Below are 13,056 nucleotides of genomic sequence, written 5' to 3' on the forward strand. Positions count from 1 at the left end.
CTCGGGCGCGCCGGTGCCCGTGCACGCCTGCCCGCCGGTGATGTCGCCCGAGCAGTCGCAGCCCGCGAGGGTCGCGACGAGAAGAGTGAGACAGAACGATCCGACGAGCCGCTCGACGCGCATCCGACAATGCTCCCGGCGCGCTGGACGGACGCGCTCGTTCGGATGCTCTCACGAGTGGTGTTCGTCGCGGCACGGGGCATTCCCCGACAGCGCCCGCGGGAGCACCGACGCGACCGCGCGGCCCAGCGCGTCCGCGGTGAACGGCTTCTCGAGCAGCGGCGCGTCCACACCTTCGGTGTCCTTCTCGGCATACGCCGACACGAAGAGCACCGGCAGATCGGGTCGCGCCTCGCGCAGCTCGCGCGCCAGCGAGGGACCGCTCTCGCCCGGCATCACGACGTCGCTGATCAACACGTCGAACGCCTCGCGCGCTGCGATGTCACGAGCGCTCGCGACGTCGTGTGCTCCGAGCACACGATGCCCCTGGTCCGCGAGCAGACGCGCGATGGTGCGCCGCACGCCGGGATCGTCCTCGACGAGCAGCACCGTGCTGCGCTCCGCGCTCTCGTCGCTCGTCCGGCGCGCCGCGGTGAGCCGTGCGGTCGCGCGCGCGCTGGTCGTGCTCGCGGCGGGCAGCACGATGCGGAACGTCGTGCCGCGCCCGGGCGCGCTCTCGAGCGCGATCGCGCCGCCGGCCTGTCGCACGATGCCGTGCACGCTCGCGAGGCCGAGCCCGCTGCCGCGCGTCGCGCCCTTCGTCGTGAAGAAGGGCTCGAACGCGTTCTGCCGCACCTCGTCGCTCATGCCCGCGCCGGTGTCGCTCACCTCGAGCACCGCATAGCGCCCGGGCGCGGGCGGCGCGTCGATCCACAGCTCGCAGCACGTCTCGGCGATGTCGCAGTCGTACGTGCGCACGGTGAACGCGCCGCCGTCGGGCATCGCGTCGCGCGCGTTCATCGCGAGGTTCACGAGGATCTGTCCGAGGCGCGTGGGATCGAAGCGCACCGCGATCGTCGCGCCGTGCTCGAAGCGCACCGCGACGCTCGCCGCGAAGAGCGGGCGCAGCAGACCGAGCGAGGTCGCGAGCAGATCGTCGAGCGGCGCGACGCGCTCGTCGGCGGGCTGTCGTCCCGCGAAGAGCAGCAGCCGTCGCGTGAGCTCCGCGGCCTGTCGCGTCGCCTCGAGGATGCTGGTCGCGAGCTCGGCGTCGATCGAGCGCTCGGGCGCGCGCCGCGCGATCGCCTCCGACGCGCTGCCGATGATCGTGAGGAGGTTGTTGAAGTCGTGCGCGATGCCGCCCGCGAGACGACCGACGGTCTCGACCTTCTGCGCGCGCACGAGCTGCTCGGTGAGGCGCACGCGCTCGGTCACGTCGACGTTCACGCCGAGGACCCCGACGACGCGATCTCCCACTCGGATCGGCGCGGCGATGCCCTCGTAGCGCCGCGCGACGCCGACGTGCACGTACTCGGTCGGGCGCACCACGACCTCGCCCGCGAACGCGCGCGCGTTGTTCTCGCGCCAGTGCGCGAGCACGCTCGGGCTCACGTCGAGATCGACGATGCGCTTGCCCGTCGCGTCGCCCCAGTGCTCCTTCGCGGTCGAGTTGATCAGCACGTAGCGCTCGTCGCGATCGAGGATCCAGAAGTCGAAGGGCAGGCTCTCGATCGCGGTCTCGAGGCGCGCCTCGGACTCGACGAGGCGCGCCTCGGTGCGGCGTCGCTCCGCGATCTCGGCGCCCAGCTCGGCGTTGGCGCGCTCGAGCTCCTCGGTGCGCGCGGCGACCCGCGCCTCGAGCTCGTCGCGCATCCCCGCGAGCTCGCGCTCGCTCTGACGTCGTGCCCACTCCGCGCTCGCCAGCACGAGCGTCGGCATCGCGAGCGCGAAGACCAGCGCGTCGACCTCGAGCAGCGCGAGATCGAGCGGCACCTCACCGAGCGGCTGCCGCCCACGCGCGAGCGCGACCACCACGCCGAGCCACGCCAACATCGCGGCGATGCCCGCGTCGCGCGGCCCGAGGCGATATGCGATCGCGACGAAGATCGGCAGGAGCACGTAGGGCGCGCGCACGCCCGGGCCGATCCCGAGCGGCGCGAAGAGCACCTCGATCGCGATCAGCAGCACGAGCACGTACGCGGCACGCTCGAGGCGCGGCACGTCGAACGCGAGCCGCGCGCGGAACGCGAGCACGATCGGCACGACCAGCGTCACGCCCATGAAGTCGCCGAGCCACCACGTGAGCCACGTGCGCGCGATCCCGCCCCCGGCGCCGAGCGCGTGCACCGTGATCGTCCCGACCGTCGCCGCGACGACGCACGCGTGCCCCGCGCACGCGACGAGCAGCCCGACGCTGCGCGGCGTGCGCAGCGCATCGAGCCCGCGCGCGAAGCGGAGCACGAGCACGCGTCCGACCAGCGCCTGCACCGTCGAGCCCGCGCCGATCGCGGTGCTCGCGAGGATCAGTCCGGTGCTCGACACGCCCTCGCGCGCGTAGAAGCACGCGTTGAGCAGCGCAGCGCCGGCGAAGATCCCCGGCCACGCGCGCGCTCCGAGCACGAGCATCGCGGCGAGCGCGATCCCCGAGGGCAGCCACACCGGAGAGACGTTGCGCGGCGTGCTCGCGAGCGCGATCCCGAGCCACCCCGTCGCGACGTAGATCGCCGCGAGACCGGAGAGCGTGAGCAGGCTCCGCCCGTGAGCTCGCATCGCCCTGGAGGATGTACCCACACGGAGGCGCTTGTCGCGTTCCTCTTTCGTGTAGGGCGGTGTGCTTACGACCGTGGCGAAACGCCGCGATCTAGCCGGTCACCAGCATCCAGACGAACGCGCTCGCGGCAGCGAGCTGCATCGCCTGGAACCGCACCTCGCGCTTCTTCAGCTCGTGCCACACCCGCGCGAGCACCAGCATCGCGACGAAGAGCGCGAGCGCGACGAACGTCGCCTCGCCGAGCGAGAGCGTCTCCCCGGTGTACGCGCGGATCCCGCGGTTGAGCACCGACCCGTGCAGCACGAGCAGGTGGCCCACGTAGACGATCAGCGACTCCTGCCCGACCACGCGCACCATCGTCAGCGCACGCCCGCTGAGCGCGACTGGATCACGCGCGACCTTCGCGCGCTCCATCCATCGCTCCGCGAAGCAGAGCAGCGTGAGCACCGCGAGCACGTTGCCGAGCCGCCAGAAGAAGAAGTACGGGCTCGTCTTCCAGAAGTCGTGCACGCCGTAGGGGTTCCACAGCGTGTGGTTGATCGCGATCGGCACGAGCAGCACGAGCGCGGTGACGATCGCGAAGGGCCACGCGAGCGTGCGCGCCGGCTGCGCGACGTCGCGCGCGAAGTACGCGCAGAGGATCCCCGCGTACGTGAAGCCCGCCCACGGCACGAGTGGGAAGAGCGATCCCGACGAGCTGTTCACGAAGCCCGAGATCGCCGGGTGCAGCACCTCGTGCGCCTGCCATCGCCACACGATCGGCGCGGCGAGCACGACGAACGTGAACATCGTCCCGACGGCGATCGCGAAGCGACGCGGCGTGCGCAGCACGACCACGAGCAGCTGACAGATCGCGAGGCTGATCGCGATGTGCTGCAGCACGTCGACCTGCAGCCATCGGTTCAGCCGCTCGGGGCTCAGATTCATGAGCGCCTGGAGCGACGTCGACGGCAGGTGCAGCGCGTAGCCGATGATCAGCAGCCAGCCGTAGCGGCGGAAGCGCTTCCACAGCGCGGGCCCGGGGCGCAGGTTCGCGTCCCACGTGCGGAACGTCGTGTAGCCGAAGGCCAGGCCCGACGCGAAGAGGAACATCGGCGCCGTGTAGCCGTGCACGAACATGTGGTGCCGGTACCAGCGCTCGGCGCGCACCGCGGGGTCGAGCAGCTCGGTGAAGGTGTGGCCCTGCACCATCAGGAAGACGGCGCAGAAGCGCAGCAGATCGAGGGCGAGCCAGCGCCCGCCCTTCTTCGTCTCCTTCGACGTCTCGACGCTCGCCGCCATCGAAAACCGCGCGCGATGTTCCACGTCCGTCACGGACGCGCAAACCCGGAAGGCAAAGACGAAGCGCGCTCATCCTCGCACGTCAGGAGACGGCGAGACAGACCTTCCCGAAGTGCGCACCCGAGGCGAGATGCGCCAGCGCCGCGGGCGCGTCGTGGAAGTCGAAGGTGCGATCGATCACCGGGCGCACCTCGGGGTGCGTCGTCAGCGCGCGGCACAGTGCTTCGAGGCTCTCGCGCGGCCCGACCATCACGCCCTGCAGGCGCACTTCGTTCATCAGCACCGGCAGCACGCTCAGCGTCTCGGCACCCCCCGCGAGCACGCCGATGACGTACACGCTGCCACCGCTCGTCACCGCGCGCAGCGACTGCGCCATGGTGCCCGCGCCGCCCACTTCGACGACGTGATCGACGCCGATGCCGCCGGTGCGCTGGCGCACCGTCTTGCCCCACTCGCGATCGCTCGCGTAGTCGATCGCGTCCGACGCGCCGATCGCGAGCACGCGCTCGCGCTTGTGAGGCTGGCTCGACGTCGCGATCACGCGCGCGCCGAACAGCTTCGCGATCTGCAGCGCGGCGATCGACACGCCGCCGGTGCCCTGCACGAGCACCGTCTCGCCCGCGGCGATGCGCCCGTGATCGACCAGCGCGTGCCACGCGGTGACGTACGCGCAGGGCAGCGCCGCGGCCTCGACGTCGCTGAGGTGCGCGGGCGCGATCACGACGCCCTCGTCGCGCAATCGCACCTCGGTGGAGAGCACGCCGCGCACCGCACCGCCGAGCGCCGAGCGCAGTCGCGCGTGGGTCGGCTTCCCCGCGACCCACGTCTGCGCGAACGCGCCGATCACCCGATCGCCGACCTTCACCCGCGTTGCGCCGGGCCCGACTGCGATCACCTCGCCGCACACGTCCGAGCACGGCACGTGCGGCAGCGCGAGCCGGGGGTCGTACGATCCTTTGAGCACCAACAAATCGCGATAGTTCAGCGAGACCGCGCGCGTACGGACGATGACCTCGCCGGGCCCCGGCGTCGGATCGTCCTCCGTCGCGAGCACGAGCCGCTCGAGCCCGAACCCACCCTCGATGCGCCAGGCCTTCGTCATCGCGTCAGAACCAGCCGGCGACCATCGCGCCGTAGGTATCGCCGGGGCCCACCATCGGTGCCGGGATCAGCGCGACCGGCGGGCGCAGCTCGGGGCGCGCGCCGCCTTGGTAGTGCACGAGCCACGGCACGATGTAGCCCGCGACGAAACCGACCGCCGCGCCCATCAGCACGTCGGTCAGGTACTCCTGGTTGCTCATCACGCGCAGCAGCCCGACCGCGCTCGCGACCGTCATGCCCACGACGCACGCCGACGCGTCCGCCGCTTCGTCGTCGAAGAGCGGCATGTGCGTGTGGTGCAGGCACATCAGCGACGCGCCGGTGAAGGCGTTCATCGTCTGGTTCGAGAAGAAGCTCGTCGTCTCGAAGTCGCCGTCCTCGCAGCTCGGATCGGGCGGCGACGCGGACTCGCGGCAGCGCGTCGCGACCGGGCGCTCGCGGCGCGCGAGCAGCACCGTGACCTTCCAGACCACGAGCGAGATCACGTACGACTCGAGCGCGATCAGGCCCATCTGGAACGCCGCGTCCCAGTTGCCGTCGACGATGCCGACCGCGCCCAGCGCGTCGATCACGAAGGGCGACGCGATCATCACCCACTGCAGCACCTCGGACGCGACGCGCGCGGTCTCGCGCGCCTCCGCGGACTGCAGGCGCAGGTTCTGCTCGACGGGATCGTCGAAGAGGATCCCGCCCGTCCAATTCGCGCTCGCGGTCGCGGTGGGGAGGAGCTCCGCCGCGACCAGCAGCGCGCCGAGCCCGAGCGAGAGCACCGCCTCGTCGAACGAATAACGCGGCCAGTCCTCGCGCCACACGATGCGATGGCGCGGCTCGAGATCGATCTGCGCGGCCGCGGGCGCGGTGCCGACGACGGTGCCGAGCGTCGCGACGACGTCCTCGCCGCGCTCGTCGGGCGCTTCTTCTTCTTCTTCTTCTTCGTCGTCCTCGACAGCGCCGGGATCGAGGCCCGCGCCTGCGCTCCCGTGGGGCGATGTCGACTGATCGACCGCGCCCTCGACGATCCCCGAGGCGTCGACGTCGGGCGGAGGCGGGGGCGTCGGTGGCGTCACCGGTGGAACCGGTGTGCTCGACGAGCCGACGTCGCCCGGCACGACCGCGCCACCTTGGGCGCTCGCGACGGATGCGCCCGCGAGGAGCGCGCAGGCAGTCGCGAGCGCGAGCAGACCGCGGACGATCACGGCCGAGATGTACGGCGGTCACTCGATCTGCACAAGACCGACCCGTCCCAGCTCACGCGCCGATCTTGCTCCTGCCCTCGCGCTCGGACAACGTCGCGGGCCATGAAGCGGCTCCAGCCATTCGCCCCGTTCCTCTTGTTCGCCGCGTGCGCGCTGTCGCAAGCGGGCTGCGTGCGCACGCCGCAGTCGATCTGTCAGGAGTACGTGGACGCGATCAACGCCATGTTCGAGCGCTGCAACGTCCCCTTCGAGTTCTTCGTCGCGCGCCCCGACGGCACGCGCGGCTGCGGCGCCGTGCAGCGCGTGACCGACGCACATCCGATCCTCGACGAGTGCATCCCGTGGGCGGACACCGTGGAATGTTCCGAGGTCGATCCCGCCGCCCCGGCGAGCTCGTTCCCGGCCTCCTGCAGCGCGCGCGTCTTCCAGTTCGTCGAGTGACGCGCGGGAGCTAAGATCGGAGGAGCGTGACGCGATACGAGCGACAGTTTCGATCCGTCGCGCGCTCGCTGGGCCACGTGGAGCTCATGCGATCGTCGCTCGACGACGCGCTCGGGCTCGATCACCGCGATCTCCTCGACAAGGACGCGGGGCGTCGCTTCCTCGACTTCTACGGCGACGAGGGCATCCGCCTCGCGATCTCGCGCTACGGGCTCGAGGGCGCGATGCGCCGTCGCGGCTACGATCACTTCGAGCTCGAGACGCGCGCCGCGGACGATCGACACACCCTGCTGGTGTTCGGCCGACCGGCGCACGAGCCGGCCAGCGAGGGCGAGACGGGCGCCGATCCCGCGCTGGGCCACTCGGGCTGCAGTGAGCGCCATCGCCTGATCGAGCTCGTGGTGCGTCGCGATCGCCTCGTGGTGCACGAGGTGCCCGGGCTGCCGAAGCTCGAGGCCGCGTACGACGTGCTCACCGTCGACTGGCTGCTGCTGCAAGATCCGCTCGCGCGCTTCACCGAGGAGCGGCCGCGCCTGCCGGGGCAGGACGCGCCGGGGCTCGGCATCGGCGAGCGCGTGCTCGAGCTGCTCTATCGCATGGTCGAGCGCCTGAACCTGCACGCGATGGTCACGGTCGCGGAGTACTTCCACAACGCGGTGCTCTACGCGCGCGAGCTGCCCTTCTTCGATCCGTCGAACGGCGGTCGGCTGCGCGCGCTCGAGGCGACGCTGATGGGCACCGAGAAGCTCTCGCTCGCGCAGGCGAGCTGGGCGATCGAGTGGGGCTGCGTGCGCGGCGCGGACGACGCGGTGATGCGCTGGAAGGGCGAGGCGCAGGTGCGCCCGTTCGCGCCCGAGCTCACCGAGTGGATGTCGAGCGAGGCGCACGTCGAGGCCGAGGCGCGCGCTGCAGCGGCGGCCCGCTTCGTCCTCGATCGTGCGTTCTTCGAGGAGCGGTGGCGCGCGGAGAAGGACGCGCTCGAAGGGCGCGTGCCCGCGCCGCCGACCGTCGCCGGCGTCGAGTGATCACGGGCCGACGTCGGTCCACGCCGGATCGTCGTCGATCATCCGGCGGACCCACTCGGCGAGCGTGATGCCGCCCGCCATCGGTCGTCCGAGATCGCTGATCAAGAACGTGTGCGCGCCGCCCTCGACGTAGAACGTCGCGTGCTGATCGTGCGGCGCGAGCACGTTGTCGCGCAGATCGATCAGGCCCGCCGAGAAATGAGTCGCGCTCATCTGTGCGTTCGTCGCGCAGCCCTCGCTGAAGCCGTAGCCGTAGAAGCTGCGGATCACTCCGTCGCGCGTGTTCGAGAGCAGACCGATGCGGCGACCCGGATACTTGATCGCGAGGTACGGCCACAACGCGACGAGGCCGCCGCCGTCCTCCAATGCGCACTGCGGGCAGTCCTCGGGCACCGCGATGTGCCAGAGATCGCGCGCCTTCTGCTGCAGGCAGGGGCGCATGTAGTCGTCGCCGAGGACGGGCCCCGAGTCGTCGAGCCCGTAGACCGGCGTGCACCCGAACGCCTGCTGCACCTGATCGAAGTTCGCGAACGCGCCGAGGCCACCCGCGCTCGCGCCGGTGAGCAGCACCTTCTCGAGCTCGGGGAACGTCGGCACGAGCCGCCGCAGGTACGCCGCGACGTTCGAGTGACCGACCTGATCGCGCCCCTCGTAGCCGTCGGGGTTCGTGCCCGCGTGCGCGTCGCCGGTGCAGTAGGGCACATAGACGAACGACCAGTCGCGCGTCGGATTGTCCTCGTCGTCGCGTCGGAAGAGCCCGTATCCGTTCAGCACGAGCGAGAGGCTCTCGAGGCGCTCCGCGTCGAAGCCCGCACGCCCCCCGACGCTGTTGCAGGTGACGGAGTCGAAGCAGACGCCGCCGCCCTCGAGGTAGATCACGAGACGCTGCGTGCCGCTCGGCGAGAGGTTCACGCCGATGCCGGTCTCGCTGCCGTCCATGCAGTGCGCGTCGGGGAACGGCACGAAGGTCCACGCGCCCGCGACGAGGTCGGAGATCGGCGCGCCGGGATCGTCGACGCCCCAGGTGTCGCAGGTGCCGGGGTCGATCTCGAACGGCCCTCCGTCGCGCGGCGGGATCGTGCCGGCGTCGATCGGTGGGCCCGCGTCGCGACCCTGTCGCGCGGCGTCGGTGCCCGCATCGAGCGGCGTGCCGTCGTCGTCGCCGCACGCGGCGAGGGAGAGCGCGAGCGAGAGCACGAGGAGCCTGCGCATGGGAGCGCCTCCGTTTCCGAGTGAAGCGCGGGCGAGCGTACACCGAGCACCGCTTGATCGCGCTGATACGATCGCCCGGCCCAGCGCCGCGGAGGTGGACCGATGACGCGCCGGATCGCTTCGCTCGTTCTCAGCTCGCTCTCACTCTCTCTGATCGCATGCGGAGGCGACGACGCTCCGCTCGACGACATCGATGCCGCGACCCAGGACGTCGACGCGGGCACGAGCCCAGGCGACGACGGAGGCCGCTCCTACCGCGATGCAGGCCCGATCGTCGTGCCCGATCCCGGCGCGTGCGAGACCTGGGGCCTCGACGACGAGGGCGACGCGATCACCGGTCTCGAAGAAGGCGCGTGGACCTTCGTGCCGTTCCCCGACGCGCACTGCATGAACGGCAGCTCGACCGGCATCGGCGTGAACCTCGCGCCGGGCGGCAGCAATCGCCTGGTGATCTATCTCGAGGGCGGCGGCGCGTGCTTCGACGCGATCACGTGCTCGGGCGTCGCGGGCATCAACGGCTTCGACGGCGACGATCTCGCGGGCTCGTCGGGACAGATCTCGACCTACGGCATCTTCCGCCGCGGCGACGAGACGAACCCGCTGCGCGGATGGAACTACGTCTACGTTCCCTACTGCACCGGTGACGCGCACGCGGGGACGCACCCCGAGGGCTTCGAGGGCCGCGAGCAGGTCGGGTTCCACAACGTGCACGAGTACCTGCGTCGTCTGGTGCCGACGTTCCGCGAGAGCGAGCTCGTATTGCTCACCGGCGCGAGCGCGGGTGGCCTCGGCGCGTTCGCGAACTTCGATCAGGTGCAGCAGGCGTTCGGGTGCACCCCGGTGCACATGCTCGACGACTCGGGCCCGGTGCTCGACGACGAGTACCTGCGGCCGTGCCTGCAGTCGATGGCGCGCGAGTACTGGGGTCTCGCGGTGCCCGAGGACTGCACCGCGTGCAGCGCCGAGGACGGCGGCGGGCTCTCGAGCGTGTGGACGTACCTCGCGCTCAAGTATCCCGATCGCCGCTTCGGGTTCCTCTCGAGCACCGCGGATCGCACGTTCCGCACGTTCTTCGGGTACGGCCTGAGCCCGCGCTGCAACTTCCCGCAGTCGATGTCGGCGGCGATGTTCGAGGAGGGCGTGATCGATCTGCGCGATCGCATCCTCGCGCCGCACGACAACTTCCACACGTTCTACCAGGAGGGCGACTTCCACACGTTCGTGGGGCGCAGCCTCGGCAGCGTGTCGCAGGACGGAACGACCCTCGGCGCGTGGATCGAGCAGCTGATCGCAGGCGACGAGGCCTGGTCGAACGTCGGGCCCTAACGCCCGAGCTCGACGCCGAGGAGGAGCCGCACGGCCCACACGCGTGATCGCGTGGCGAGGCCGTCCGGCTCGTCGAGGTTCAGCGTGCCGCGCAGCTCGGCGAGCCAGGGGCGCAGCATCACGCGCACGAAGGGCACGAGCGCGATCTGTGCGTCGGCGGGCCGCTGCTCCTCGATCGGGCGGCCACCACCATCGCTCCAACCGACGAGCTGCGCGCGCGCACCGAGCGCGAGCCACTCGATCGGCTGCACGCCGGCGTACGCGGCGACTTGATAGTGCGCGACGGCGACCGGCTCTTCGGGGCCTCCTTCGTCGGCGCGCAGCACCCAGAACGAAGGTCCCACCGCGAGCTCGCCGCCGATGATCAGCGCCCCGAAGCGCGCGTCGACGTCGCCGCGCGCGAGCACGCTCGGGCCTCGTACGAATCCGTCCCACGGATCCCAGAACCCGTTCAGCGCGCGCCCGTAGTAGGTCAATGACTCGGCGCGGGTCCGCTCGCCGTTCAGCATCGCGAGCGGGACGACGAGCGCCGGCCCGCCGCGCGCGCGAACGGTCGATCGATCGCTCCAGCCGAACATCAGCGAGAGCGTCGAGCCACCGATCGCCGCGTAGATCTCCTCGCCGGCGTGATCGTAGCCGCGGCCGAAATAGCCGCGCAGCGTGCCTTCGAGATCGATGGTCCCGATCGCGCGCTCGTCATCCGTCCAGACCCCGATGCGCCCGCTCGCGAACGCGCTCGCGTTGCCGTAGATGACGACCCACGCGAGCGTCGGGTGCCACGCGCCGACGCCCGTCTCGACGGAGACGCGCCGCTCGATCGACGCATCGAGCGACTCGCCGCCCGTTCGCGTCTGGGCTCGCGCGGCGCTCGGGTCGCAGAGCCACGCCGTGAGCACCAACGCAGCGAGCGCTCGGCATGGCGTGCAGCGCCCCGCCGAGCCGGGGGCGACCGATCTTGCAACGACGATCCTCACTCGAGCGTGTCATAGCTCGTGTTCGCGCATCGGCTCGCGCATTGGAGATCGGACGTGCCCGCGACGACGAGATCGCGCGCGGCGCCGTCTGGCACCGGGCGCGGGACCGCGTCATCACTCTTCGTCTCTTCTGCAGTGCTCGGATGACTCGTACGATCGTCCTGCCGACGCTCCTCGCGTGCTTGCTCGCGCACCCAGCCGTGGCGATCGCGGCACCGTGCGACGACGCGGCGTTGCACCGGATCCTCGCGCCGATCGAAGGCGACGACGACACCGCGGTGGTCGACTGCGATCTCGAGCTCTCGCCGCTGATGGCCGCTGCGATCACGAGGAGCCTGTCGTTCGTCGGCGCAGCGAGCAGCGGCATCACGGTCGACTGCGACGGGGGCGCGATCGGCTCCGACGATGCGCCCGCGAGGCTCGTGTTCACCTCGCGGCGGATCGGCTCGTCGGCGATCGACGGGCTCGGCATCTGGGAGCCGGTCACGGACGTGACGGTGCGCGACTGCGAGATCCACGGGCGCGTGCTGATCCGCGGGATGGGCACGGGAGGCTGGAACGACGAGGTGACGCGCTCGTCGCACATCCCCCTCGGCCACGTGCAGCGCGTCCGCGAGGCGGCACCACGCCGCATCACGTTCGACGGCGTGACCTTCGTCGGCGTCGGCGGCATCCCGATCTACGTCGCGATCGGCGTCGAGGAGACGAGCGTCGTGCGCTCCTCCTTCATCGGCTGGGCGCTGAAGGCCGCCATCTATCTCGATGCGGAGTCGAGGGGCGCGACGATCCGCGACAACACCTTCGACGTGAGCACCAGCCGGGAGATCATCGCGCTCGACGGATCGTCGGAGAACCGGATCATCGGCAATCGGTTCTCCCGTCTCGAGCACGGAGGCATCTATTTCTATCGGAACTGCGGTGAGCGCACGACGGTCCGGATCACTCCGCCGCAGGACAACGAGGTCATCGACAACATCTTCTATTACAACCGTTACGAGGGCCCGAACCCGGCCGTGTTCTTCGGGTCCGACAACGGCTATTCGACGCATCGATTCTGTTATCGCGATCTCGATTACCCCTATGGCAGCGGCCTCGACGATCGCGACTACGCGCGCTGGAACGTGGTCCTGCACAACCAGGTCGTGGGCCGCTCTCCCGACGACGTGTTCCACACCGAGTGGCCCGCGGCGAACACGCCCAACCACGTCGAAGCGAACGAGTCCGTCGTGAGCGCGGTGTCGCGACCGGCCGGCTGCCACGCGCCGGGGGCTCGCGACACGCGATTCCTGGCGCACGGGGCCAGCACCGAGGTCGTGTCGGATCGCGACGGCCGCCCTTACGAAGCACCGGTCGAGGTGAGCTGCTTCGACGGCGATCTCGCCTACGCGTCGGCGCCGCAGCTCCGTGCCGTTCGCGAGGTTCCGTTCTCCTGCTCGCAGTCGCACGACAACGCGGGATGCGATGGAGTCGTGCGCTGTCCGGACGAGAGCACGCTCGTGGGGGCGCACGCCGCGTGCAACCTCGAGCACGGCCCGGTGACCGACGACGCGCTCGCGTCGGTGCCGCGCGATACGCTCCGCGTCGTGCGTGCCTCCGACATCGCGCGCCAGGGACGGTGCTGGATCGGTACGGAGGGCGGCGCGGCCGGAGAGGTGCCGCTCGCACGCGCGCTCCGCGGCGGTGCCGAGATGTTCGGCTGTCGCGAGCACGACCGCAACGGCGGCGACTGCGAGATCCGCGGGGTCGCGTATTGTGTCGATCCCTGACGACGAGCACCTGGCGTTCGCGCC

10 protein-coding genes are annotated in these 13,056 nt (G+C 70.9%); 4 read left to right on the forward strand and 6 right to left on the reverse strand.

Features of this window, described 5'->3' with window-relative positions:
- Positions 1-171 precede the first annotated feature (171 nt).
- The 4 genes from I5071_RS42745 to I5071_RS42760 all read right to left on the reverse strand — a co-directional run bounded on the left by I5071_RS42745 (position 172) and on the right by I5071_RS42760 (position 6,288).
- Entirely contained in the window at positions 172-2,709 is a 2,538-nt protein-coding gene (locus tag I5071_RS42745; protein ID WP_236519166.1) for an MASE1 domain-containing protein, read from the reverse strand.
- A 91-nt stretch (positions 2,710-2,800) separates the two neighbouring features.
- Entirely contained in the window at positions 2,801-3,991 is a 1,191-nt protein-coding gene (locus I5071_RS42750) for a heparan-alpha-glucosaminide N-acetyltransferase domain-containing protein (RefSeq protein ID WP_236519167.1), read from the reverse strand.
- Between the two features lie 82 nt (positions 3,992-4,073).
- Complete coding sequence (locus I5071_RS42755) at positions 4,074-5,093, reverse strand: zinc-dependent alcohol dehydrogenase family protein (RefSeq protein WP_236519168.1); 1,020 nt, start codon at positions 5,091-5,093, stop codon at positions 4,074-4,076.
- A 4-nt stretch (positions 5,094-5,097) separates the two neighbouring features.
- The gene (locus tag I5071_RS42760) at positions 5,098-6,288 is read right to left on the reverse strand and encodes a phosphatase PAP2 family protein (RefSeq protein ID WP_236519169.1); all 1,191 of its coding nucleotides are present in this window, start codon (positions 6,286-6,288) and stop codon (positions 5,098-5,100) included.
- A gap of 102 nt (positions 6,289-6,390) precedes the next feature.
- Between I5071_RS42760 and I5071_RS42765 the strand changes: the two genes are divergently transcribed.
- Complete coding sequence (locus tag I5071_RS42765) at positions 6,391-6,729, forward strand: hypothetical protein (RefSeq protein WP_236519170.1); 339 nt, start codon at positions 6,391-6,393, stop codon at positions 6,727-6,729.
- A gap of 86 nt (positions 6,730-6,815) precedes the next feature.
- Positions 6,816-7,754, forward strand: coding sequence for a hypothetical protein (locus I5071_RS42770; protein WP_236519171.1), 939 nt, complete (start codon positions 6,816-6,818; stop codon positions 7,752-7,754).
- Here the strand turns inward: I5071_RS42770 and I5071_RS42775 are convergent, their stop codons facing one another.
- A complete protein-coding gene (locus I5071_RS42775; RefSeq protein ID WP_236519172.1) occupies positions 7,755-8,966 on the reverse strand; it encodes a pectinacetylesterase family protein in 1,212 nt (403 codons plus the stop codon).
- Positions 8,967-9,068: 102 nt separating this feature from the next.
- Here I5071_RS42775 and I5071_RS42780 point away from each other — a divergent pair, with 102 nt between their 5' ends.
- On the forward strand, positions 9,069-10,292 hold the full coding sequence (locus I5071_RS42780) for a pectinacetylesterase family protein (protein ID WP_236519173.1): 1,224 nt from the start codon (positions 9,069-9,071) through the stop codon (positions 10,290-10,292).
- Here I5071_RS42780 and I5071_RS42785 read toward each other — a convergent pair.
- On the reverse strand, positions 10,289-11,266 hold the full coding sequence (locus I5071_RS42785; protein WP_236519174.1) for a hypothetical protein: 978 nt from the start codon (positions 11,264-11,266) through the stop codon (positions 10,289-10,291). The two genes, I5071_RS42780 and I5071_RS42785, sit on opposite strands and share 4 nt — an antisense overlap.
- Between I5071_RS42785 and I5071_RS42790 the strand changes: the two genes are divergently transcribed.
- Positions 11,248-13,032, forward strand: a complete 1,785-nt coding sequence (locus tag I5071_RS42790; protein ID WP_236519175.1) for a right-handed parallel beta-helix repeat-containing protein — start codon at positions 11,248-11,250, stop codon at positions 13,030-13,032. The two genes, I5071_RS42785 and I5071_RS42790, sit on opposite strands and share 19 nt — an antisense overlap.
- Positions 13,033-13,056 lie beyond the last annotated feature (24 nt).

Origin of the sequence: Sandaracinus amylolyticus (assembly GCF_021631985.1) — a bacterium.
Taxonomy (GTDB): domain Bacteria; phylum Myxococcota_A; class Polyangia; order Polyangiales; family Sandaracinaceae; genus Sandaracinus; species Sandaracinus amylolyticus_A.